Source organism: Novosphingobium sp. KACC 22771 (assembly GCF_028736195.1).
Taxonomy (GTDB): domain Bacteria; phylum Pseudomonadota; class Alphaproteobacteria; order Sphingomonadales; family Sphingomonadaceae; genus Novosphingobium.
The window spans coordinates 2,889,734-2,913,022 of sequence record NZ_CP117881.1 but is presented as its reverse complement, the minus strand read 5'-3'; the positions used below and the strand labels follow the sequence as shown (position 1 = coordinate 2,913,022).

General features: G+C 62.1%; 20 protein-coding genes, 1 tRNA gene and 1 pseudogene. 12 read left to right on the top strand and 10 right to left on the bottom strand.

The genetic code is table 11. The features are described from left to right. Positions 1-68 precede the first annotated feature (68 nt). The 3 genes from PQ467_RS13440 to PQ467_RS13430 form a co-directional block, all read right to left on the bottom strand. The gene (locus tag PQ467_RS13440) at positions 69-1,256 is read right to left on the bottom strand and encodes a GGDEF domain-containing protein (protein WP_274173886.1); all 1,188 of its coding nucleotides are present in this window, start codon (positions 1,254-1,256) and stop codon (positions 69-71) included. Between the two features lie 71 nt (positions 1,257-1,327). Then, positions 1,328-3,079, bottom strand: a complete 1,752-nt coding sequence (locus tag PQ467_RS13435) for a hypothetical protein (RefSeq protein WP_274173885.1) — start codon at positions 3,077-3,079, stop codon at positions 1,328-1,330. A gap of 106 nt (positions 3,080-3,185) precedes the next feature. Next, positions 3,186-3,884 (bottom strand): GcrA family cell cycle regulator, encoded by a 699-nt coding sequence (locus PQ467_RS13430; protein ID WP_274173884.1) that lies wholly within the window; start codon positions 3,882-3,884, stop codon positions 3,186-3,188. A gap of 111 nt (positions 3,885-3,995) precedes the next feature. On the opposite strand from PQ467_RS13430, the gene PQ467_RS13425 reads away from it, so the two are divergent. Continuing rightward, entirely contained in the window at positions 3,996-4,889 is an 894-nt protein-coding gene (locus tag PQ467_RS13425; protein WP_443192947.1) for an ABC transporter permease, read from the top strand. Positions 4,890-4,968: 79 nt separating this feature from the next. Here the strand turns inward: PQ467_RS13425 and hspQ are convergent, their stop codons facing one another. Next, positions 4,969-5,349 (bottom strand): heat shock protein HspQ, encoded by a 381-nt coding sequence (hspQ, locus tag PQ467_RS13420; protein ID WP_168602447.1) that lies wholly within the window; start codon positions 5,347-5,349, stop codon positions 4,969-4,971. A 154-nt stretch (positions 5,350-5,503) separates the two neighbouring features. On the opposite strand from hspQ, the gene PQ467_RS13415 reads away from it, so the two are divergent. Continuing rightward, positions 5,504-5,593, top strand: a tRNA-Ser gene (locus tag PQ467_RS13415). Positions 5,594-5,711: 118 nt separating this feature from the next. Here PQ467_RS13415 and PQ467_RS13410 read toward each other — a convergent pair. Further along, positions 5,712-6,116 (bottom strand): annotated as a pseudogene (locus PQ467_RS13410) (transposase); the annotation flags it as partial. Between the two features lie 539 nt (positions 6,117-6,655). Between PQ467_RS13410 and PQ467_RS22710 the strand changes: the two are divergent. The 4 genes from PQ467_RS22710 (at position 6,656) to PQ467_RS13390 (ending at position 7,928) form a co-directional block, all read left to right on the top strand. Next, positions 6,656-6,808 carry a hypothetical protein gene (locus tag PQ467_RS22710; RefSeq protein ID WP_337995093.1) on the top strand — a complete coding sequence of 51 codons (153 nt, stop codon included), beginning with the start codon at positions 6,656-6,658 and terminating at the stop codon, positions 6,806-6,808. Positions 6,809-7,172: 364 nt separating this feature from the next. Continuing rightward, entirely contained in the window at positions 7,173-7,373 is a 201-nt protein-coding gene (locus tag PQ467_RS13400) for a hypothetical protein (protein ID WP_274173882.1), read from the top strand. 88 nt (positions 7,374-7,461) lie between these two features. Next, positions 7,462-7,674 carry a hypothetical protein gene (locus PQ467_RS13395; protein ID WP_274173881.1) on the top strand — a complete coding sequence of 71 codons (213 nt, stop codon included), beginning with the start codon at positions 7,462-7,464 and terminating at the stop codon, positions 7,672-7,674. Next, a complete protein-coding gene (locus tag PQ467_RS13390; protein ID WP_274173880.1) occupies positions 7,671-7,928 on the top strand; it encodes a hypothetical protein in 258 nt (85 codons plus the stop codon). Before PQ467_RS13395 ends, PQ467_RS13390 begins: the two co-directional genes overlap by 4 nt. Positions 7,929-7,966: 38 nt before the next feature. Here PQ467_RS13390 and PQ467_RS13385 read toward each other — a convergent pair whose 3' ends face one another. Both PQ467_RS13385 and PQ467_RS13380 read right to left on the bottom strand, forming a co-directional pair. Then, on the bottom strand, positions 7,967-8,659 hold the full coding sequence (locus PQ467_RS13385; protein ID WP_274173879.1) for a spermidine synthase: 693 nt from the start codon (positions 8,657-8,659) through the stop codon (positions 7,967-7,969). A gap of 297 nt (positions 8,660-8,956) precedes the next feature. Further along, positions 8,957-9,862, bottom strand: coding sequence for a LysR family transcriptional regulator (locus PQ467_RS13380; RefSeq protein ID WP_274173878.1), 906 nt, complete (start codon positions 9,860-9,862; stop codon positions 8,957-8,959). A 111-nt stretch (positions 9,863-9,973) separates the two neighbouring features. On the opposite strand from PQ467_RS13380, the gene PQ467_RS13375 reads away from it, so the two are divergent. The 6 genes from PQ467_RS13375 (at position 9,974) to PQ467_RS13350 (ending at position 17,238) form a co-directional block, all read left to right on the top strand. Next, complete coding sequence (locus tag PQ467_RS13375) at positions 9,974-11,413, top strand: aldehyde dehydrogenase family protein (protein ID WP_274176161.1); 1,440 nt, start codon at positions 9,974-9,976, stop codon at positions 11,411-11,413. Positions 11,414-11,466: 53 nt separating this feature from the next. Next, positions 11,467-12,978, top strand: a complete 1,512-nt coding sequence (locus PQ467_RS13370) for an ABC transporter substrate-binding protein (RefSeq protein ID WP_443193012.1) — start codon at positions 11,467-11,469, stop codon at positions 12,976-12,978. A 210-nt stretch (positions 12,979-13,188) separates the two neighbouring features. Beyond that, positions 13,189-14,271 (top strand): DSD1 family PLP-dependent enzyme, encoded by a 1,083-nt coding sequence (locus PQ467_RS13365; RefSeq protein ID WP_274176160.1) that lies wholly within the window; start codon positions 13,189-13,191, stop codon positions 14,269-14,271. After that, a complete protein-coding gene (locus tag PQ467_RS13360) occupies positions 14,271-14,663 on the top strand; it encodes a RidA family protein (protein WP_274173876.1) in 393 nt (130 codons plus the stop codon). Before PQ467_RS13365 ends, PQ467_RS13360 begins: the two co-directional genes overlap by 1 nt. A gap of 24 nt (positions 14,664-14,687) precedes the next feature. After that, positions 14,688-15,878, top strand: a complete 1,191-nt coding sequence (locus tag PQ467_RS13355; protein ID WP_274173875.1) for a DUF1624 domain-containing protein — start codon at positions 14,688-14,690, stop codon at positions 15,876-15,878. Between the two features lie 37 nt (positions 15,879-15,915). After that, on the top strand, positions 15,916-17,238 hold the full coding sequence (locus tag PQ467_RS13350) for an NAD(P)/FAD-dependent oxidoreductase (RefSeq protein ID WP_274173874.1): 1,323 nt from the start codon (positions 15,916-15,918) through the stop codon (positions 17,236-17,238). Between the two features lie 59 nt (positions 17,239-17,297). Here PQ467_RS13350 and bcsA read toward each other — a convergent pair whose 3' ends face one another. Genes bcsA through PQ467_RS13335 form a run of 3 tightly spaced genes read right to left on the bottom strand, consistent with a single transcriptional unit; the run spans position 17,298 to position 22,710 of the window. After that, positions 17,298-21,650 carry a UDP-forming cellulose synthase catalytic subunit gene (gene bcsA / locus PQ467_RS13345; RefSeq protein WP_274173873.1) on the bottom strand — a complete coding sequence of 1,451 codons (4,353 nt, stop codon included), beginning with the start codon at positions 21,648-21,650 and terminating at the stop codon, positions 17,298-17,300. Then, positions 21,638-22,387 (bottom strand): cellulose synthase operon protein YhjQ/BcsQ, encoded by a 750-nt coding sequence (locus PQ467_RS13340; RefSeq protein ID WP_274173872.1) that lies wholly within the window; start codon positions 22,385-22,387, stop codon positions 21,638-21,640. The genes bcsA and PQ467_RS13340 overlap by 13 nt, the downstream gene beginning before the upstream one ends. Then, positions 22,387-22,710 (bottom strand): hypothetical protein, encoded by a 324-nt coding sequence (locus PQ467_RS13335; RefSeq protein ID WP_274173871.1) that lies wholly within the window; start codon positions 22,708-22,710, stop codon positions 22,387-22,389. The genes PQ467_RS13340 and PQ467_RS13335 overlap by 1 nt, the downstream gene beginning before the upstream one ends. Positions 22,711-23,289: the final 579 nt, after the last annotated feature.

Here is a 23,289-nt window from a genome sequence, read left to right as displayed (position 1 = left end):
CAAAGAAAAGGCCCGCCTCCAGCGATGGAGGCGGGCCTTCTTCTTGGTGGGGCGACCAAGAAGCTGGTCTAGCTGGCGGGAGGCTTGCTGCGCGCGCGTTCTTCGGGCGAGGGTTCGGCCACCATCACGCGGTTTCGTCCCTCGGCCTTGGCGCGATAGAGCGCTTTGTCGGCAGCGCGCAGAGCGGCGCGCGAATCGGCAAAGGAAAACACATCGGCAATCCCGGCCGAAAATGTGACCTTGCCGATCGGCATGTCGCTGGCGCGGTTGACCATTCGCCTTTCGGCAAGAGCCGCGCGGGCATCGTCAAGCAATTCCCACGCCTGATGCAGGGATCGTCCGCGCAGCAGCACGACAAACTCCTCGCCGCCATGACGCGCCACGTGACAGCGGTCGTCGGAAATCCGCGTCAGCGCCGAGGCAACATTGCGCAGAACCCGGTCGCCCGCTTCATGGCCATGCTCGTCATTGATGCGCTTGAAATTGTCGATGTCGCAAAAGGCCACCGCCAATTGATCGCCTGCATCCCGCGCGCTGGCAAATTCGCTGTTAAATCGGTGTTCGAACGCGCGCCGGTTGGGCAGGCCGGTGAGATGGTCCTCCTCGGCGCTGCGCCGGGCCTGTTCAAGGCTGCGGCGCAGGGCGCGGGTCTCCAGCATCGAGCGGGCCATATCCTTTTCCAGACTGGCCGTGCGCTCCAGCATGGTCCGTGCGATGGACACCAGTTCGTGCACCAGTTCGCCCGTATCGACCGGCGCGCTGGCAGGTTTCATCTCCTCCAGCCCGTCGACATGGGCTGAGAGCGCATCGCCATATTCGCTGGCGGCGGTTTTGGCGGCGGTGCTGGTGCGGTCAAACGCCTCGATGTTCGATTCGAGGCGGTTCATCAGCCGATTAAGAAATTCGCTCTGATCCCCGCCATTTTCGCGCAGGATCATTTCGATCCATTCCAGCGTCAGCGGTTGGCGCGACTGGAGGCGCTGGTCGATGCTGCGCGTCATCGCGCCATCGCCGCCGTTCAGGTAATTATGCGCGACGCCCAGTGTGATCGGGTTGATTTCCAGATCATGGACCAGCAAGAAATCCGCAATATCGGCCAGCAGTTGACTGCGTGCCAGGCGGCGCGGATCCAGCGCGACGGATGTTTCGACCGGTCCCTTGTCCTGCGGCACTTCCTCTTCACGCGCACCTCCTCTCAGCCAGCCAAGCAGTCCTTTGGACGGACGCGGAGAAAGATTCGGGTCGTGCGAAGTCATGGGCGCAACGTAGCGCCGGCCTATGGAAACACGGTTTCTGCTTTGGACCGGATATTTACGCAGATTGCCGATCAGGGATGCGGCGGAGGCGGCCCATCATGAAACACCGTGGCGCCGGGCGGCAATTTCGACCAGTCGGCGGGCGTAACGCAACAGTAATTGCCGCTGCGATGGGCGATGTTCTGCAAAAAGGGCGGCAGCCGTTTGCAGCGCATCAGGATGCCGTCGCTGTTCTGCGCCGCCAGATAGGCCACCGGATCATTGATCGAGCCGCGGAAATGGCGCGGCAGCACGGCCAGTTCATGGTCCGGCATCCGGCTCTGCATATAGGCGAAATAGGTGACATCATCGAGCAGCAGGTGGCGCGCCTCGCGCGGCATGGGCAGGTTGCATTGCCGCGCCGCGCCCATGATGTCCTTGTACGAGGCGTGATAGCCGAACACCGGCACCGACCAGGGATGCGAGGGCAGCCAGTCGCGGCGCTGGGCATCGTCGATGAGGCGCGGGCCGTACAGGCCCGACACCAGCACGATCGAGAGCAGCATCAGCGGCCCGATGGCCAGCGCCAGCGTGCTGGTCCAGCGGCGCAATCCTTCCCAGCGATGCGGGCTGGCCATCGCCAGAATGATCGCCAGCATCAGCAGCGGCAGGACAAAGCTGGATTCATAGGGGTTGCGGTCATACTGGCTGAGGCACCAGATCGACACCGCGCCCAGCAGCATCAGCGAGATGACCGGTTCGGGCGGGATCACCTTTTCGCGCCACATATTGCGCACCCCGCCCACAAAGCTGATGATCGCGGCCAGCAGCGCGGTGGCCCAGATGATCGTCATGCCCCCGCGCCAACCGCTCATCTCATCCTGGCTGACCATGCCCACCGGCAGCCACATCGAGCGCGGGCTGACCGCAGGGGCGGCCTTGTCGACATAGGCGTTGAGCTTGTAGTTCTGGAGCACCTTGAGGACCAGCTGCGTCTTGCTGATCGCGCCGATGTCGAGCTGTCCGGCCAGATTGTTGCGGGCGTGCTGTTTGGCAATGATGGGATCGGCGGGGCATTCCACCCGGTTGATCCAGTATTTCGCCGCGCTGCCCGTGGCCAGCAGCAGCAGCACGATGGCCACGCAGCGCGCAAACAGGGCGCGTCGCCCGCGACTGGCAAAGATGATACAGGCGGCAAAGGCGGGCACCACCAGCACCGCCTTGAAATGATAGGACATGGCAATGAGCGCCAGCGCTAGAATGGTCAGCGAGCGGCGCCATGCCGTGCCGGGGCTGGCGGTGGCGTTGGTATAGGCGATGCCGTTGAACGGCGCGAACAGATTGCCCGGCGAACGCCAGCCCGCACTCGCGATCAGCACGGCGGCTGTTGCGGCCAGAAAGATCGGCTGTTCCGGGCGGCTCCACACCAACAGCAGCGGCATCACGCCCAGACCCATCAGCGCCGAGGCGATAATGGCCAGCGAATGGCGCTCATCCGAACTGCGCCCGATCTGTTTGACCAGACGCAGCACCATGACGATAAACACGATCGCATAGCCAACGCCCGAAACGCGCACGAACAGCGGGTCGGGAAAGCGCGTGTTGAAAAAGGCCGAATACCAGCGCACCGGCCACATGAAAAAGGGCGGCACAGCCAGCGTGTTGGGCCCGCAATTTTCCGAATAGAGCTTGTCCAGCCCGTCGAGCCAGGCGCGTTCCTGAAGCCGCCAACCGATTTCGTCGGAATAGACCGGCAGAAACATGCCCGCGACCAGCGCGATCAGCAACCCTGCCACCACCACCCGGCGCAGATTGGGAAACAGTCTGGTGTGATCTAGGGTCATGGAAACGGCGGTTGCCCCAAAATTGCGGTTTCGATGTGGCCAAATGCAACAAGGCGCGCAAACGGCTGATCATGCCGCTTGCGCGCCCTTGCTGTTCAACAGGCGTTTAACGCACGCGCGGATTGCCGAAAGGCAGCGGCGGCGGAGGACGGCGATGGCCACGCGGCAATTGCGCCTGATAGGCGCGGCCGCAATGTTCGACGCAATAGGGGAAGCCGGGGTTCACCTTCTCGCCGCAGAAGTGGAAATCGGGTTCGCCCGGATGGCCCATCGGCCAGCGGCAGATACGGTCGTTGAGATCCAGCAGGCTGGTCTTGTCGGCAATATCGGCGCTGGGCTTGGCGGGCACGAGGCGGCGCGGCGGAGCGGGAGGAATGGGGGCCTGCTGCTCGCCCGGACCCTGACGCAAAAAGCCGCCGGGGCCGACCGAGACGATGCGCGGGGCGGGCGGGGCCGCCGGAGCATCAGCCGCAGGCGCGGCAGGAGCGGCCGCAACCGGCGCAGGCGGCGGAGCCACAGGTGCGGCGGGCGCCGGGCGTGGAGCGGGCGCTGCAGCGCGCGGCGCGGGCGCTTCGACAGGAGCGGGGCGCGGAGGCGGCGCGGCCTGAACCGGGGCAGGCGCGGCTTCCTCGTGGCGATCATTCGACTTGACCGGGCTAGGCCGGGCCTTGAGCCCAAGACGGTGCGCCTTGCCGATCACGGCATTGCGCGACACGCCGCCCAATTCCTCCGCGATCTGGCTGGCGGTGGCGCCGCCTTCCCACATGCGGGTCAGTTTGTCGATGCGTTCTTCGGTCCAGCTCATGCGTGCCTTGCTGCCTTTTATCCTGAAATCTTCCGCTCGCCCTAATGTGGGGTGATTGAAAGCGCGGCGCAAGTCTTGCCAGCCCGCGCGCTACCCGATAGTCGGGCAAGCATGGCCGATCAACCCCGCAATGCCGCCCAGAACGCCGCAATCACCGATGATTCGCAGCTTCGTCCCCGTTTAAGGCAATTTCCCGTTCAGGGAGAGCCCATGATCCATGGCATCAACCGCCTCGGGCTGTGGACTCTCTACATGAAAGAGGTGCGCCGCTTCATGAAAGTGCAGACCCAGACCATCTGGGCGCCGGCGGTGACGACTCTGCTGTTTCTGGTGATTTTCACCGTGGCGATGGGGCGTGGCGGGCGAATGGTGCTGGGGGTGAATTTCGCCACCTTTGTTGCGCCGGGGCTGATCATGATGGGCATGATGAACAATGCGTTCCAGAATGCCTCGTTCAGTTTCCTTGCGGGCAAGATCCAGGGCACGATCGTCGATTTTCTGACCCCGCCTTTGACGGCGGCGGAATTGATGGCCGGGATGATTGCAGGCGCGATGACGCGCGGCATTCTGGTCGGGCTGGCGCTGGCGGGCGCCATGCTGCTCTGGCCGGGCGTAACGCTGGGGGTGGCCCACCCTTGGGCGGTGGTGTGGTTCGGGCTGATGGGCACGATGCTGCTTTCGCTGATCGGGCTGCTCTCGTCGGTCTGGGCGGAAAAGTTCGATCACAACGCCGCCGTCACCAATTTTGTGGTCCAGCCCTTGGCGCTCCTCTCGGGCACGTTCTATGTGATCGACAACCTCTCCCCGGCGTTTCAGTCGGTCAGCCGGGTCAATCCGTTCTTCTATGTGATCTCCGGCTTCCGTTTCGGCTTTCTGGGCCAAAGCGACATTGGGGCGACCAATCAGGCGGTGCTGCATGGCGCGCTGGGTCTGGCCGCGCTCAATGCGGTGATCGGCGTGGTGACCTATCTGGTGCTGAAATCCGGGTGGAAGCTCAAGGGCTGAGGCTTCGGGCCGAACGAAGGCATCAAAAAACCCGCCGGGGCGTTCCTCGGCGGGTTTTTTGATGGGCGCTCGTTTTGCCTTAGTGGCTCAGGCCGGCACGCAACCGGTAGCGTGCGCCGTCAAACGGCTCGAACACCTGCGGCAGGGCAGGGTGCTCCACCGGATCGCCGCCTGTGTCACGGATCAGGTTCTGCTGGCTGACATAGGCGATATAGCTGTCCTCCTCGCTCTCGGCAAAGAGGTGGTAATAGGGCTGGTCGCGGTCGGGGCGCAGCTCTTGCGGGATGGACTCATACCACTCCTCGCTGTTGGCGAACACGGGATCGACATCGAACACCACACCGCGAAAATCATGGTCGCGGTGGCGTACAACATCGCCGATCGCAAAGCGGGCCTGAGCGGCGCGAGGTACGTCAATCCGACGTCCGGCCTGGGGAGAGAAGAAACTCGTTCTGTCCATGATGGGAAATATAGGCCTGTTGCAGCGCAAAACAAGGCGCGCTTCAGAAAATCCACAACCATGTGAAATTAGGGCTTGGCAAGGTGTGATTCGTTGGCTAGAGGGCGGCTCCCGACCGGGACGAAGCCCTTGCGGTTTCATCCAAAACCTCTGCGGAGAGGTGGCAGAGTGGTCGAATGCACCGCACTCGAAATGCGGCATACTCGTGAGGGTATCCAGGGTTCGAATCCCTGCCTCTCCGCCACTTACCTATCTACATGGGTAAGTACTGACACCTTTAGGGTGCCAACAACAGCCGGTTACGGCTTTCTCTCAATCTTAACGCGTTCCCATTTGTGCTCCCGCACCGGCGACGTGCCGTGCTGTGGTGGAGAGCGCTCTATCTGCCGCACCTTCGCCTTTTCGGTGTTGCCCTGCTTGGGCGCGGGAAGCATTGTGGCGTCGATGATCGAGCCACTCATTGCGAGATAACCCCGATCCTTGAGGGTGGCATCCAAACAGGCGACGAGTTTGTCGATCGCCGTGGCCTGCGCCAGACACTCGCGGAACAGCCATATGTCGTCGCATCCCGCACGATGACGTCGAGGCCTTGGCCCAGCAAGCGCCCTAACGAAGGGCGGCCCTTGATCTGCAACTCGGCCGTCCCGTCTGACAGCGAATAAAGCACCTGCAGCGCCTGGATCTTGATCATCAGCACCGGGGCGGTCGGCGACCTTTGCGTCGGACGCTGCGCCGAAACAGCGCCGCCAACGGCCTGCGGCACTCAGCGCCTCGTATCGGTCCGAAAGATCAAAGAAACCCGGCTGTCCTGCCTTAACCGCTGCCGCTCATCTCTAAGGCACTGTATTACATCAATAATTTACGATTCATAGGTTTTCCGAGGCGTCCTGCTTGCGATGCATAGACCAGTCCGTTTGGGCGAGGGCCTTTGCTTGCGGTCTGACGTTTCCGCGAGGGCATCGGAACCGCCTCCATAAGCGGCGAAAATTATCCTGAGTTAAGGGGCGATATTTAGATATGTATTGGCAATGAAATGCATTGAAATAATTGTCTCTGCACATGGCATTGCCTTTAATTATAAATAATGATGTGCATGATCCACGCGGGCTGATGCATGTTTCGAATATGTTTGCAATTTTCAGATTATGTGCTAGGCAAAAATCGCCTTACGTCATTTGCGACGGAATTTGACTGCCGCCTTTGCGGTCCCTTTTTCCATTTCATGCTCTATGGCTCCGCGCCGGGATTCGCCCGTTCACGGATGACTTTTTGTACGCAAGGAACTGGTTGGGCGATAGAAGAGCTCATGCCGGTTGAAGGCGAGATCGATGCGATCGTGTCTGACCCACGTTTTGGCGCGACGATCAAAAATGGGCATCGGATTATCGCCTGCGGGGCAGGTAAAATACGCCGTTTCAGGATCCCGCCGGTATTGGCGACCGCGCATACCTGGAAATGACGCCGTATGACCTGATCAAGGGTCGGATCATTATCGCGGGCGGACGCCCGGCCAAGGGTCTGGCGGTACCCGCGGGCCTATGATCAGGCGCCAACTCGATTTCATGAGGCAGCTGCATAGGCCGCCCGCAAGGATAGAATGACTTTGATGCATATCGGCGCTCTCAAACGCCACACACATTTGCCCCGCAGCAACCCGGCAGAAGACCACGCGATGGATCGGACCATGACTTCCTACGGTATGCTTTCGCCCCTGGAACTGCGACGCCTTGTCGCGGGGATGATCGATTGATCAGGAAAACGCACGCGGAAAGACCTTGCGCGCCGATGCGTTGGGCAAGGCCGCGTCCAGCAGGAGATGTCCTATGGATATCAACAAAGAATATGCCGCTCACCAGCAAGCGTTGATGCGGGCTGACAATTCCGTCTGCAACGATGCTCGCCGGGCCCATCTTGCCCGCGCCTCGTCGATTGCGGACCGGATAAGCGCTGTCCAGCGCCAACTCGGCGCTGCAGCGGCCTGTGCCTGGAGCATGAACCCTCGTTCGGGGCCGGCAAGCGCCTGACGCAAACGCGCCAGCGAATGCCGCGTAACTATCGCGGGCAACCGCCGAGATGTCCGATTTCCCTTACACAACCCCGGAGTGAATGCAGATGGCGCTGTCGTACGAATTTCTCATGGAACGAGCCGAACAGGCTGCACAGGAAGCGGCCTGCTGTGTGCTGGAGAACGTGCGCGAACGCGCATTGCGCTCCGAGAAAGCGTGGCGCAGCATGGCCGACCAAGTCCTTGAGGTCGCTCGCGGGCGGGAACTTGCCCAGCAGGAAAAGCTCGCTGCTGCGCAATGGCAAGGTGCACCGCAATGACCGACAGCCCGAACCTTACCGAACAAGATCTGGTTGAAGCCCTTGAAGCGTCGGACGTTTCCGCGATCAACGGAATTGTCAGCCTTGCCAACATCCTGAGAAAGCGAGGCCTCCTGACCGACGCGGAAACTTCGGCCCTGCATGAGAGCATGAGCCTGCCGCTGGGGCTGGCCAAATATGCCGAAAACCCGGCTGTGCAGGACCTTCAGCTGAATATAGACCGGCTGTTTGCGATCGTCGTGGCGCCCAAATAGGCCCGATGCTGATGGTCGCCGGGTTGTGACCCGCGCGGTTAACGCGCTGTGCCCAATGTTGCGAACCAGATCACGTGCTTGGCGCCCTTGCCGTTGCCTTGTTTATCGTAGCGGGCATAGACCGTGACCTCGTCCACAGTGAAGCCAGCAGATTTCAGACGCCGCGTGAAGGCATCGTCACGCGCAGCGGACCAGATCGCCAATACCCCACCGGGACGCAACGCTCGGGCGGCCGTGCGCAAGCCGGCCTTGGCATACAGCCGGTCATTGTCGGCGCGGACCAATCCGTCGGGCCCGTTATCGACATCAAGCAGGATAGCATCAAATTCGCCCGGCGAATCGGCGATCACGTCGGCGACATCGCCTTGCACGAGCTTGACGCGCCGATCGTCAAGGCAGCCCGCCGCCACCTCGGCCATCGGCCCGCGCGCCCAGGCAATGATCTCGGGCACGATTTCGGCAACGGTGACCTTTGCGTCATCAGGCAGATTGGCCAACGCGGCGCGCAAAGTGAAGCCCATCCCGTAGCCGCCGATCAGCATGCGCGGTTGCACTGCACCGGCGATGCGCGTGCAGGACATGACGGCCAGTGCCTCTTCGGAGCCGCGCATGCGCGTGCTCATCAATTCGTTGCGATCCAGCACAATCATGAAATCGCCGCCATGGCGAAAGAGGCGCAATTCCTCGCCATCGGGAACCTGTGCCGTACCAATCAATTCGCGTGCGATCATGCCGTTTCTCCTGCCGGCTGCCCGGTCGCTATATCGCCGGCCAAGGGCCAGTGAAATTACAACCGCCCCGTCAACCGCTGGAATAGGCCGCTTTACCGACCTTGACTGGTCGCGGAGGCCGGGTGGTTACCGCCTCCCAATATCCTAAAGTTATAGAAGTGCCATCCTGAACTTTCCCGGTTTCAAGGCAATCGTTGCACAGGCTGGAATGGCCGCCGGTTTTCTGGACGCCTTTGGTCCTTATTTTGCGGGTTCAAGTCCGGCCTGTCGCCTCTGCATCCGGCGCAGCGAGCGGTCTCAAACTCGCCACGGCACCTTGGCGAGGGCTTCGCGCAAGTCATCAAGGAAGGCGCTGGCCCGCCCGCTGCGCCCGTTGCGCGCGTGGACCAGCGCCACCACATCGGCGCAGGGCAGCGCCCATCCGGGCAATATTTCCACCAGCCGTCCCGCCGCCAGATCCCCGGCCACATCCCATTCGCTGCGCACCATCACGCCAAGCCCCGCCAGCGCCCAGTCGCGCACGATTTCGCCGTCATTGCTGGACATGGCGGGTTTGACACGCACGGTCATCGGCTCCTTGCCCTCATGCCGCAAGCGCCACAGCGTGACGTCCTCATTGTTCTCGCGCAGGGCAAGGCACCGGTGATCGACCAGGTCATGGGGCGTGGCGAGAGGCGGGCTGCTCTCAAGATAGGCGGGGGCCGCGCACAGGATGCGGCGGTTGGGCGCCAGCGTCGTCACCAGCCTGTCGCTTTCTGGCAGGGCGCCGATATGCACGACAATATCCCAGCTTTCGCTGACCTGCCGGATGGGACTGTCGGACAGTTCGAGCGTGACGGTCGTGGCCGGATGGGCTCTGGCAAATGTTTCCACCACCGGGCTGACATAGCGCCGGCCAAAGCCATAGGGGGCCGCCACCCGCAAATGCCCGCGGATCTTGCTGGTGCGCGAGGCCAGCCTTTCGGCCAGATCCTCGATGGCGCCGATGATCTCCAGCCCTTCCGAGGCGATCAGTTCCCCTTCATCGGTCAGGCTCAGCCCGCGCGAATTGCGATCAACCAGCCTGACCCCGACGCGGGCCTCCAATGCGCGCAACCGCTGCGTAACCGCCGGGGCGGTGACATTGAGGCTGCGCGCCGCCTCGGCCAGCGAGGGGGAGCGGGCCAGAACCTGAAAGAAGGTGAGATCCTCGGTCGTAATCATTAGGTTTGGGCTTAATGAAGAATGTAGATCGTATTAATTGCGATATTCATGACATGCCATATCATCGGCGCCCAAGCAACCCAACCCTGATGCGCGAAAGCCCGGCTGATGATGCCTTTGCCCTCCTGTGATCTCATCTATGTCCGTGGCGAATGGAAAGCCCCCATTGTCGTGGCCGAACCGATACCGGTGTTCAGCCCGGTGACCGAGGAAATGATCGGCACGGTGGCGGCCTGCGGCCCGGCCGATGTGGACGCGGCGGTGGCCGCCGCCCGCGCCGCGTTCCCGGCCTTTTCCGCCAGTTCGCGCGAAGAACGCCTTGCTTTGCTGGGCCGCATTCTGACGCTGATGGAGGAGCGGGCGGAGATGCTCGCACAGGTCATCAGCCAGGAGATCGGCTGCGCCATCACCTTCGCCCGCGCCGCCCATGTGCCTTTTGGGCTGGCCCATGTGCGCGCCGCCATTGAGGTGCTGCGCGACTTCCGCTTTCTGAGCCAGCAAGGCACCACCGCCATTGCCCGCGAGGCGATCGGCGTGTGCGGATTGATCACGCCGTGGAACTGGCCGCTTTATCAGATCACCGCCAAGCTGGCCCCGGCGCTGGCCGCCGGTTGCACCGTGGTGCTCAAACCCAGCGAATTGTCGCCCTTCAGCGCCCAGTTGCTGGCCCAGATCATCGAGGATGCGGGGACGCCCCCCGGCGTGTTCAACATGGTGACCGGCACGGGCGAAGTGGTGGGCGCCGCGATGTCGGCCCATCCCGACATTGACATGATCTCGATCACCGGATCGACCCGCGCGGGTGTTCTGGTGGCTCAGGCCGCCGCGCCTACGGTCAAGCGCGTGACGCAGGAACTGGGCGGAAAATCGCCCAATATCCTGCTCGATGATGCCGATTTCGCCCGCGTGGTGCCGCTGGGCGTGGCCGCGGGCATGCGCAATGTTGGCCAGTCGTGCAGCGCCCCGACGCGGATGCTGGTGCCGCAAAGCCGTCTGGCCGAAGTTGAGCAACTGGCCGCCGATGCCGCCAACGCGCTGGTGGTGGGCGATCCGGCGCAGGATGCGACCGACCTTGGCCCGGTGGCCAACCGCAACCAGTTCGACAAGGTGCAGCAGATGATCGGCATCGGCCTTGCCGAGGGTGCGCGCCTGATCTGCGGCGGACCGGGCAAGCCGGAAGGGCTGGAGCGCGGCCTCTATTGTCGGCCCACGATCTTTATCTGCCCCGATCACACGATGCGGATCGCGCAGGAGGAGATTTTCGGTCCGGTCCTCTGCATCATCCCCTATGCCGATGAGGAAGAGGCGGTACGGATCGCCAATGACACGGTTTATGGGCTGGGCGCGCATGTCCAGTCGGGCGACCTTGACCGCGCGCGCCGCGTGGCGGGCCGGATCCGTTCGGGTCAGGTCCATATCAACCATCCGGCATGGGACGGTTTCGCCGCCTTTGGCGGGTATAAGCAATCGGGCAATGGCCGCGAATATGGCCGCTTCGGTCTGGAGGAATATCTCGAAACCAAGGCCATTCTGGGCTTTTATCCGCAGTGACCGGCGGGCCTGTCAACCGACGCGTGGCGCTGGGCGGCGTTGCGGGGCTGGGCATGGCGGCCGTGGCCGGGCGGTTTCTGGGCAGGCCGGCTGCCGCGCCGGTCATGCTCGATCCCGATGCCAAGCCCCGACAGGGCGGGCGCGTCCGTGTGGCCAGCACCTCCATCTCGATCGGCGATACGCTTGATCCTGCGCGCGGCGCGCTCAACACCGATTATGTCCGGCACTTCATGCTCTACAGTGGGCTGACCGAGCTGGATCGGCATTTGAATGCCCAGCCCGCTCTGGCCGAAAGCCTGACCAGCGACGATCAGCAGGTGTGGCATGCCACGCTGCGCAAGGGCGTGACTTTCCACAATGGCAAGAGCCTGGGCGCGAAGGATGTCGTCCATTCGCTGCTGCGCCACAAGGACCCGGTGATCGGTTCGAAAATGGCCGATATCGCGCGCCAGTTTGCTGATGTGCGCGCCACCGGTCCGCGCGAGGTCCGCATCACGTTGACCGGCCCGAACGCGGATTTGCCGGTCATTCTGGCCCAGTCGCATTTTCTGATCATGGATGCCGATCACAACGATCCGCATACCGCCAATGGCACCGGCCCCTTTCGTCTGGCCGAATTCCGACCCGGCATCCGCACCGTGGTGCGGCGCAACCCCGATTTCTGGAAAGCGGGCAGGCCCTATCTCGACGAGATCGAACTGATCGCCATTCCCGATGAGGTCAGCCGTGTCAGCGCCTTGTTGGCGGGCGATGTGCAATTGATCAATGCGGTCAATCCGCGCTCGACCCGGCGCATTCTGGCCTCGCCCGCGCATGGGGTCATCGAGACGAAATCGGGCCTCTACACCAATCTGGTTGCGCGTCAGGACCAATTGCCCACCGGAAATCCCGATTTCACCGCCGCGATCCGCCACCTGTTGGACCGGCCGTTGATCAACCGCGCGCTTTTCCGCAATTACGGCACCATCGCCAATGACCAGCCGATCCCGCCCGGCCATCCCTATTTCCGCGACGATCTGCCCCAGACCAACCTCGATCTGGACCGCGCGAAATGGCATGTCCAGCGCTCTGGCCTGAGCGGCGTACGCCTGCCGGTCTATGCCTCGCCCGCTGCCGAAGGGTCGGTGGACATGGCCTCGATCCTTCAGGAATATGGCGCCCGTGTGGGGCTGGATCTGGCGGTCAACCGGGTGCCTGCCGATGGCTATTGGTCGACCCATTGGATGAAGCACCCGCTGTTTTTCGGCAACAACAACCCGCGCCCCACGGCCGACATGGTCTTCAGCCTGTTTTACAAATCGGACGCCAATTGGAACGAAACCGGCTGGCAAAATCCGCGCTTTGACAAACTGTTGATCGAGGCGAGGGGCGAGACCGACCACCAGCGCCGCAAGCAGCTTTATGGCGAGATGCAGGGGCTGGTCCACCAGCAATGCGGCAGCGTGATCCCGGTTTTCATCAGCCTGCTCGATGGCCATGACCGCCGTTTGCGGGGCTTCTATCCGGTCCCGCTGGGCGGGTTCATGGGCTATACTTTTGCCGAACATGTGTGGTGGGATGGCTGACGGAATTAATTTCAGACTTAATCCATCCTGCATAAACCATTAATTGTATCCACGCGGCGGGGCCGACACAATGGCCCATCAGACCCGCCCATTCAGTAAGGAACATCTGTGGTGACTGAGCCGACCCTTCTTGAGCAGACGCGCCAGAGCGATGCTTCGCTGCGCCTCGGCGCCCTGGAAACCCCATGCCTCGTGCTGGATGCCGAGCGGATGGAGCGCAACATTGCCCGCCTGCGCGCCCGGCTGGCGCCCCATGGTGTAACCTTGCGCCCCCATCTCAAGACGGCCAAATCGGTCGAGGTCGCCCGGCAGGTGATGGAGAGCCCGCAGGGGCCCGCCACGGTTTCGACCCTGAAGGAGGCGGAATTCTTTGCCGACGCCGGGGTGCGCGACATCATCTATGCGGTGGGCATCGCGCCGTGGAAACTGGCCAAGGTGATCGAATTGCGCCGTCGGGGCGTCGATCTGGCGGTCGTGCTCGACACGGTGGAGCAGGCGCAGGCGGTGGCACAGGCATCGCGCGAGAGCGGCGATGCCATTCCGGCGCTGATCGAGATCGATTGCGATGGTCATCGTTCGGGCGTGCTGCCCGATGATGCGGCGCGGCTGGTCGAAATCGGCCGCGCGCTGAGTGATGGCGGCGAATTGCGCGGCGTCCTCACCCATGCCGGGGGCAGCTATGCCGCGCGTGGGACGCAGGCGCTGCAACAGGCCGCCGAAGAGGAACGACTCAGTGTGGTCAACGCGGCAACGACCCTGCGCGATGCGGGTCTGCCTTGCCCCGTGGTCAGCATCGGCTCGACGCCCACGGCCCATCATGCGCAGGATCTGACCGGTGTGACCGAGGTGCGGGCCGGGGTCTTTGTGTTCTTCGATCTGGTGATGGCTGGCATCGGCATTTGCCAGATTGACGATATCGCCCTTTCGGTGATGGGCACGGTAATCGGCCATCAGCGTGAAAAGGGCTGGATCCTGATCGATGCCGGATGGATGGCCATGTCGCAGGATCGCGGCACCTCCAAACAGGCCGTCAATCAGGGCTATGGCGTGGTCTGCGATCTGGCGGGCAATCCCTATCCCGATCTCATTCTGGCCGATGCCAATCAGGAGCATGGCATCATCACCGTCCGCCCCGGTTCGGACGGCAAGCTCCCCGATCTGGCCATCGGCGATCGCGTGCGGGTGCTGCCCAATCACGCCTGCGCCACCGGGGCGCAGCATCGCACCTATAACGTGGTACATGGCGGCTCGGATCTGGTCACCGGCCAGTGGCAGCGTTTCGGAGGCTGGTGATGAACGAGGCGCTTACTCCCATCCTGACCGATCAGGCGCCCGCGCCGGCGGGCCATTATGCCCAGGCGATCCGCGCGGGCGACATGCTCTATGTTTCGGGTCAATTGCCGATCCGGGCCGACAAGGCACCGCTTGAGGACATGAGCTTTGCCGCGCAGGCCCGGCAGGCCATTGCCAATATGCTCGCCATTGTTGAGGCGGCGGGCGGAAACCCCGCCGATTTGTGCCGCGTGACGGCCTATATCGTGGGCGTGGAAAACTGGCCCGAATTCAACCGCGTCTATGCCGAGATGCTGGGCGAGGCGCGGCCCGCGCGCACGGTGGTTCCGGTGCCGGAATTGCATTACGGCTATCTGGTTGAAATCGACGCGGTGGCTACGCTGCGCGTTTGATCCCCTTTTTGTCAGGAGGCCGCTATGGCTGCCATTGCATGGAATCAGACCGACACCCCGCCTGCGAAAGCGGAAAGGGCCGCGACCGCCACCCGATTGCAGAGCATTGACGCCCTGCGCGGGCTGGTGATGCTCTTCATGCTGCTCGACCATGTGCGCGAGACATGGCTGCTTTATTTGCCGGTGAGCGATCCGGTCGATGCGCGCACGACGCTGCCCGCGCTGTTCTTTATGCGCATCACCAGCACGCTTTGCGCGCCCATCTTCGTCGCGCTGACCGGCCTTTCGGCCTATCTCTACAGCCAGCGGCATACTCTGGCCGAAACCAGCGATTTTCTGCTGCGGCGCGGGGCCTTTCTCGTCCTGCTCGAACTCACGCTGGTCAATTTTTCGTGGCGTGCCGAGTTTCCGTTTCACTTCGTGTTTCTTCAGGTGATCTGGGCCATCGGTCTTTGCATGATCGTGCTGGCGGGCCTGATCCATCTGCCGGGGCGGGCGGTTATGCTGCTGGGTCTGGCCATTGTGGGCGGGCACAATCTGTTCGATGGCGTGTCTTTTGCCCCGGACAGCCCGATGTTCATCCCTTGGGCGATCCTGCACAAGCGTTCGCAGATCGAACTGGCGGGCATGGTGGTCAAGTTCAACTATCCGGTCCTGCCGTGGGTCGGGGTGATCTGCCTCGGCTGGTCGGCGGGTTCGTGGTTTTCGCGCCTTGCGCCTGAAGCCCGGATGGCGCGGCTGATGGCCACCGGCGCGGCGATGATCGCGGGCTTTGTCTTCCTGCGTGCGATCAACATTTATGGCGATGCGCCGTGGTTCACCGTGCCGGGCGAGCCGATCCGCACGGTCATGAGCTTTCTGGCCCTGACCAAATATCCGCCCTCGCTGCTGTTTCTCCTGCCCACGCTGGGCACCGGGCTGATCCTTCTGGCGTTGTTTGAACGGGTCAATCATGCGCGCATCACCCACTGGCTCTCGGTGCTGGGCAGCGCGCCAATGTTCTTCTATCTTTTCCATCTCTATCTGCTGCGCATCTTCTATCTGACGGCGCGCGCGGTGTTCGGCACCAATCATGGCGATGTCTTCGGCTTTGACTCGCTGGGCTGGGTTTTGGTGTTCTACCTTGCCCTCATTGTGCCGCTTTATTTCCCGACCCGCTGGTTTTCCAATTTCAAGAAGGCCCGCAAGGACATCTGGTGGCTCAAGTATCTGTGATGGAATGGTTGGCCATCGCTTGATGAGAGGTGAGGAAATGCATCCTGTTGTTCAACCGGTCAAAAGCGATGAACATCTGCCCGATGCGGTCGATGTCGCGGTGATCGGGGGTGGTATCGTCGGCACGGCATCGGCCTATTATCTGGCGCGGCGGGGCCTGCGCGTGGCGCTGGTGGAAAAGGGCCATGTCGCCTGCGAACAGTCGAGCCGCACCTGGGGCTGGTGCCGCCAGCAGAACCGCGACCGGCGCGAGATGCCGCTCTCGCTGCTCTCGATGCGGCTGTGGGATGAAATGCGCGGCGAAATCGGCATGGATCCGGGCTTTCGCCGCACGGGCCTCGTCTATGCCACCGATGATGCCGCGACGCTGGCCGCATGGGAAAGCTGGCGTCCGGTGGCCAAGGAGTTTGGCGTCGAAACCCATATGCTGACCGGCGCGCAGGCGGGCGAGCGCATTCCCCAGAACCGGCGGCAATGGGTCGGCGGGCTGCATTCGGTGCATGACGGCAAGGCCGAACCGGCGCTGGCCGCCCCGGTTCTTGCCGAAGGGGCAAGGCAGCATGGCGCGACCATCCATCAGAATTGCGCCGCGCGCGGGCTGGATCTGACCAATGGCCGGGTTTCGGGCCTGCATACCGAGCGCGGCACGATCCGCGCCGATGCCGTGCTTTGCGCGGGCGGGGCATGGGCATCGGCCTTCATGCGCCGCCACGGCGTCACCTTTCCGCAGGCCAGCGTGCGCCAGACGGCGCTGCGCACCAAACCTACGGTCAATCTTGGCGAGGTGGTCTATTGCCCCGATCTGGCCATGACGCGGCGGCTCGACGGCAGCTACACGCTTGCCATCAGCGGCCGCGCGACGCTGGAACTGACCCCGCAGGGCATCCGCTTTGCCCGCGAATTCATGCCGCAATTCATCCAGCGTCTGAAGGCTGTGCAAATGGGGATCAGCGGCTCCTTCTTTACCGGGCCGGAATCTCTGTCGGCGGTGCTGGGCCGCGATCCTTCGATCTTTGAGGCCACGCGCGTGCTCTCGCCCAAGCCCGACCCCAAGCTCGTGGCCGCGATCAAGGCCAATCTTGTCGGCACATTTCCGCAACTGGCGGGGCTTGAGTTCGAGGGTGCGTGGGGCGCCTATGTCGATTGCACGCCCGATGCTGTGCCGGTGATCTCGGCTGTGGAGCAGGTCGGCGGGCTTTATCTTGCCGCGGGCTGTTCCGGGCATGGGTTTGGCCTTGGCCCCGGCATCGGCTATCTTGCGGCAGACCTGATTTCGCAGGATCGGCCCAGCGTGGACCCCCAGCATTTCCGCCTCGACAGGCTTGTCAACGGCTCGAAAATCGCGGTGGGTTCGCTTTAGAGCCAATGCCTGGCTAATGCCTGATGCCCCCAAGCCTTTGGGCTGTGGGGGCATCAGTCTCATTGCGGCGGCGCTTCGGTTTCATGCAGGCGTTTATGAGCGCGCCGCCGCAGGAAGAGCGTCACCGGCGCGCTGAAAAAGATCGCGGTGATCAGAACGCTGAAGGCCATCAGCACCGGATGCAGGCTGATCCAATAGGATATGCGCAGCCAGATCGGCAAATTTCCGACCCAATAGACCTGACCCAATTTGTAGCTGCTCATACTGTCGCCGGTGGTGACCGAGAGGTCGCCCTTGATGGCCGCATTGATCTTGTTGTCGGCCATCCCGTCAACCAGTGTGGGCAGATCGGCCTGATTGTCGGCAATCAGCGCCACCACCGTATGCGCATCGCCAAAGGGCGAGCGAAAGCTGACAATGCCGGAAAAGCCCTTGGCGCCATAGACGGCGGCATCGGTATCGGCGGGGGCGTCGGTGCGGACCCCGGCAAACATGGCCTCGATATAATCCAGCGGGCTGTTCTGCCGCACTTGCAGAGCGCCGCCGCTGAATTTGACCGGGGAATTGGCAAAGAGCTTTTCCATCCCGGCCATCGCACTGCCGCCGATGACCAGCACATCGCTGTCCTTGATCTTTTCGGGCACAACCTGGGTTACCACCGCGACGCCGGTGGCGGCGGCACCGGTCGAATCGCCGAAACGCCCCATCATCACCAGAAAGGCCTCAACCGTGCCGGGCTCCGGATTTTCCGGCACCACCACGACCGTGCGCGACAGGTCGGGCATGACGGTAAAGGGATAGCCGGCGCTGGCGAAGGTTGCCAGATTGGGCATCAACGTGGCGTGCCATGCGTCCGTCAGGTCGATCGTGCTGTTGGGGTTGATCGACACGCGCACATTATCCGGCAAGGTGCCGCTACATTTCTGTTTGTCCGCCAACAGCAGGTTGTAATCAAAGGTCAGATCATTGCGCCCGAACAGGGCATAGCCGGGCAGATCCAGCCGCACCCGCGAAGGATTGCCGCCGGGCAGCTTGCCGTTGATGATCTGATGCCACCAATTGCCGCCGTTGAGCGGGACCGTGGTCAGGAACTGGCCATTGAGCATGACGTCGAGCCGCGAGCGGCTGCGGTCCAGCCACGGGGCGGTGGGGTAATTGTACATCAGATTCAGTCGGCCCCCGACATGGGGCCAGAAAAACAGATCAGGCGCCAGACGAAACCGGCCCGTCAGAGGCCCCGGCGGAATGCCCATGCCGGTCAGTTCCGAAGCCTCCATGATCTCGCCCAGCCGGATCGGCTTGGCCGTGCTCAACCAGCGCGGGGCCTCATAGGCGGCATAGGCGGGCAGGCGCACATCGGAAAAGTTCATCAGGGCGCCGCTGAGAATGCCCCGGCCTGTGGCCACGACCCCCGCCGCCTGCGCCAGTTCGGCATCGTTGCGCCCCATGATGACCAGCAAGGTGCCATAGGGATCGACAGGATTGGTCATCATCATCGCCGATGGCCCGGCTATGGCAGGGGCGAGCCCGGGCAGGCTTTCCCCCGCACGCAGAAACACGACCGCATTGCCCGCCGGAAACTGGCCGTAAAAGGGTTTGAAGGAAAACCCGCGATAGCTGGCAAGGCTGCCCAGCCAGGAGGCGGTCGCGGCGGCGGCTTCCAGTTGGCCCGGCCCCGGCCTTGCGGCAAACACAAAGGGCACCTTGAGAGGCAGCACATCGGAGCGTTCAAAAAAGGGCATCGGCAGCGTCGAGAGCGATGGCGCCATGGCCACCGATTGCAGGGTCAGGTCGAGCGACGAGCGCACATGGCTGACATTGGCCCAAAGCGCGCTGTGAAAGGGGTCTTCGCAATCGCGGGTGTAATGGCCGACAAGGCGCAGGTTGAGTTGATTGCGGCCGGGCAGGAAAAAGGCCGGATTGATGGGCATCGACACCTGTATGCCGCCCGAATCGACCCTGTGCAGGGGGATGGTCTGGGCCACCTCTCCATTGACCATGACAACCAACTGGCTCAAATCGTCCAGCATCTGGGGCGACCAGGCGAGGGCCAGGGTCAGCGTCGCGCCCGACACCACCATATCTTTGTGGACGCCAAAGGGCAGGCCGACCTCGCCGCGCGTGCCTTGCAGGCGGATAGGCTGCCGAACCAGCATGTCCTTGAGTGTAAAATGCTGATGCAGCGTGCCGCTGGGCGGGAAGGCCGCGGGGGCCAGCGAGGCCGCCTGAACCGGCCGGGCAGGAGCCACGCCGAGCGCCGCCGCCAGCAGCAGCGCCGCCGTCGCCATGGCGGGCGCCTTGCGCGAAGGTTTCCTGCCTGCGCGGCTCAATCGGACAAATTCCAGCTTGAGCAAACGGCCGGTGATCGCCAGGCTCACCCGCAGAATGTCCTTGATGGAGGCTATGGCGTGCACGCGTGATGGCCGGTCCTCGCACTCCCACGCGTCCGCGCGGCCCATCAGCAGGCGGGTCAGCAGGCGCTGCTCGGCCATGGTCAGATCAAGATAGCGCACGGTGGCATGACCATCGGCCATCGACACCGTTTCCACCGGCAAGGTCAGCGCATCCTCGCCAAAGCTCAGGGTGATGTGGCTGATCTCGGCATCCGAAAACTCCGGCATCCGGGGCAGCGCAATGCGGGCATCACCCACCGAGATCATTTCCGTTTCGCCGTCGACAACATGGCCGCTGGAAAAATTGACGCTGACCGCAAAGCGCCGGGGCATCTGGACGAAGGGCGATGACTGGCGCCTTTCCCATGCCGTGGCCACCGCCACCAGCAGGATTGCCACGCTGAAGAGCGCCCAGACCAGATTGATGACCAGCGTATCGATCTGGATGTTGAAGAGATAGGGCGAATAGAATTGCTTGGCCAAGGCCAGGGCAACCCCGGTCAACAGCAGCGCGATGCAGATGAGATGGGGCCGCACGACGCGCCAGTCGAAATAATCCTGTCCAACGATGCTTCCCTTTTCGGTGACGTTGAACTTGCCCTTGCGCGGGTTGATCAGCGTCATGACCGTGACCGGCGCCAGGTGGAAAGCAAGGATGGTTTCATAGATCTCGCTCCAGAAAGGCCGGCGGGCGCCGCCATCGACATGATCGCTGACCAGCATGGAGCAGGCCAGATGCGGCAGCGCATAGGCCAGGATCATCAACGCGGAGGCCTGAATGATGTTCTGGCCCAAAATCAGATAGGCCAGCGGGCTGGTCAGAAACACGATGCGCGGAAGCGGAAACATGAAATGCAGCATGGCGTTGAGGTAACAAAAGCGCTGCTGCACGCTCAGGCCCGGCCCCAGCAGCGGAAAGTCGATCCGCATGATCTGCATCATGCCGCGCGCCCAGCGTATGCGCTGGCCGACGTGGAGCGCCAGACGCTCCGTTGCCAGACCCGCCGAGAGGCGCAGCCCCAGAAACGCTGTCTTCCAGCCCTGTCGCTGCAAACGCAGCGCGGTATGTGCGTCCTCGGTCACGGTCTCGCGCGCGAAACCCCCGATCTCTTCCAGCGCGGCGCGGCGCATGACCGCGCATGAACCGCAAAAGAAGGTGGCATTCCACAGGTCGTTGCCTTCCTGCACGGGTCCGTAAAACAGATCGCCTTCGCCCGGCATGTCGGTCAATTGCGAAAGGTTGCGCTGAACCGGGTCGAGCGAATACATGTGGTGCGGCGTCTGGAGCAGGGCCAGATCGCGATCGGCCTGAAGCCAGCCCATCGTCAATTGCAGGAATGCGCGCGTGGGCACATGGTCGCAATCGAAGACGGCGATGAATTCGCCATAGGTCTTGCCCATGGCCGCGTTCAGATTGCCCGCCTTGGCATGGGCATTGTCATGGCGGGTGATATAGCCGCAACCGGCCTTTTGCGCGAAGGCGCGGAATTGCGGGCGGCGGCCGTCGTCGAGAATAAAGACCCGGAAACGGTCGGCGGGATAATCCTGATCCATCGCGGCAAACACCGTGTTGGCCACGATCTGGAGGCTCTCGTTATAGGTTGGCACGTAAATGTCGACCGTGGGCCAATCCATCGGCTCTCCGGCCAGCGGTTTGACCGGGCGCTTGAGCGGCCAGATCGTCTGGGTCGCGCCAAGGACAAGGATGATCCAGGCATAGAGTTCCGCGCCATACAGCGCGCTGCCCAACAGCAGCTCGGTCAGATTGCTGAAACCGAGCGTCTGGGTTGTCCGCCACAGAATATAGCGGGTGGACACCAGTATGGAGACGATATTGATCGCCACCAGCGTATGGCTTGATTTCCAGCGCCGAAGCATCAGCGTGCCGACCACCGTGACGCCCGCAAAGATGAACTGCGACCGCATGTTCAGCGGAACAAAAATGATGAACAGGCTGAGGCTGAGCAGCAGGGGGGCGAGCAGATATTTCAGATTCTGGATCAACCTCAATCGTGCCATGCGTCATCTCCGGCATGGGGAGCATGGCCGCCGTCAAGGAGGCCGGTGAGCAAGGCGCCCACGCGGTGGGACATCGCGCGCACATCCGCCAAAGCGCCGCTTTGGGGCGAATGGCGGGCCAGCATCTGGCGCATGGACAGGGCCTCGACCACGGCTTCATCGCGGCGGACCTTGGCAAGAATGCGATCGCCCAGCATCTCTTCGAGAAACTTTGTGATCTGCCGCGAGAGGCGACGGCTTTCATCGATCATATTGAGAATGTAGCGCGTCTTTTCCGGATGGTTGGTCAGAGCCTGGGCGTAAACCGCCGGCAAAGTGGCAATCCCCTCCGGCGAGGGTGTGATCGTGCAGATATGCAGGCAGGCGGCATCCATGAGTGCTGTCAGACCTTGAACCCGGTGCAGGGGCAGGTCGATGATCAGCACTTGGTTTCCGGCGTCGCCAAATCCGCTCCGCAGCAAAAAGTTAACAAAATTAGGCTGATCCAGAGCGCCGGCTATGTCGTAAAGGCCAACCTTGCCTTGCAGCGTGGCGGCCTGCTGGATGTGATCGCCATAGAACAATTCGGGCAGTTCACGCGATAGCTCTACGCCGAAATGCAGGCCAATCGATTGCAATGGGCATCCGCTGGTCAACGTTGTGCTGATGCCTAATGCATTAAGTCCAATAGCCAATTGAGAAGCGATGAAACTGGCCCCGCTACCGCCTCTGATTCCATACGTAACGATCAGCGGCATTAGTGACCAGACTTGGCGTTTTGTCTGTTAATTCTGGAGAATATACTCGTAACTTTGTCAAATTTTTCGTTTATTTCCGTCATTTCGTCATTAAGATGATTGAATGATCCAAGTCCTTGATTTGCAAAATTTGCGTATTGTTCGTGAACCGGCTCACGGCGGTCCAAATTTCTTGTTTGCTCCGCCGCCAGGATGCGCGGATCGCTCAAAACAGATTTGAAAATGGGCAACATTTCAATATCAAAAAATCTGTCATTGAACTCTTGATAATTAAAACCATTGTTGCTTATCTTTTCCATCAGGCTTTTAATATCTTTTCGCACAGCTTTTGCTTCCATTTCATATATTGAAATTTACGAAGAACGGATATTCCTGATACTATTATACCAGAATTTTATAAATTTTACAGTATACCCAATGGTTAATGAAGATTAACAATTTGCCATTGCGCGTTACTTATATGTGCGCCGCTCTGGCGTCTGGGGCGAAAGCAAGTTGGCTGCCATCGGCCGTCATGGCCGTCGGAGGGGCCCGTGACCTGTCTTTGCCGCAAGGCAACTGCACCGCCGGACAGCGCTATGTCCTGCGGCGCAGGGCATAGTCAGCGCAGGCGCATGGAAAGCTCGATGTCCTGCGCCAAGGAAAGCAACAGGCAAGAGCGGCGGTGTGGGCGTTTGTCGCCTGGGAATGTGAGGAGGCGGCAATGCGGCAGGCGCTCGAAGACGCCGCCCCATGCTGGGCCCCGGCGTTTGCGCATCGCGGGCGACATCATGGTCGGAACGCTCAAAGCCATGGGTAGAGCCCTTTCGCACAGCGAAGAGCGCCATGACGAGATCGACGAGCGCACCGAGGCGCTGGCCGACATGTTATGCGTCTATCTGGCCACGCTGCGGTCGGGCGCC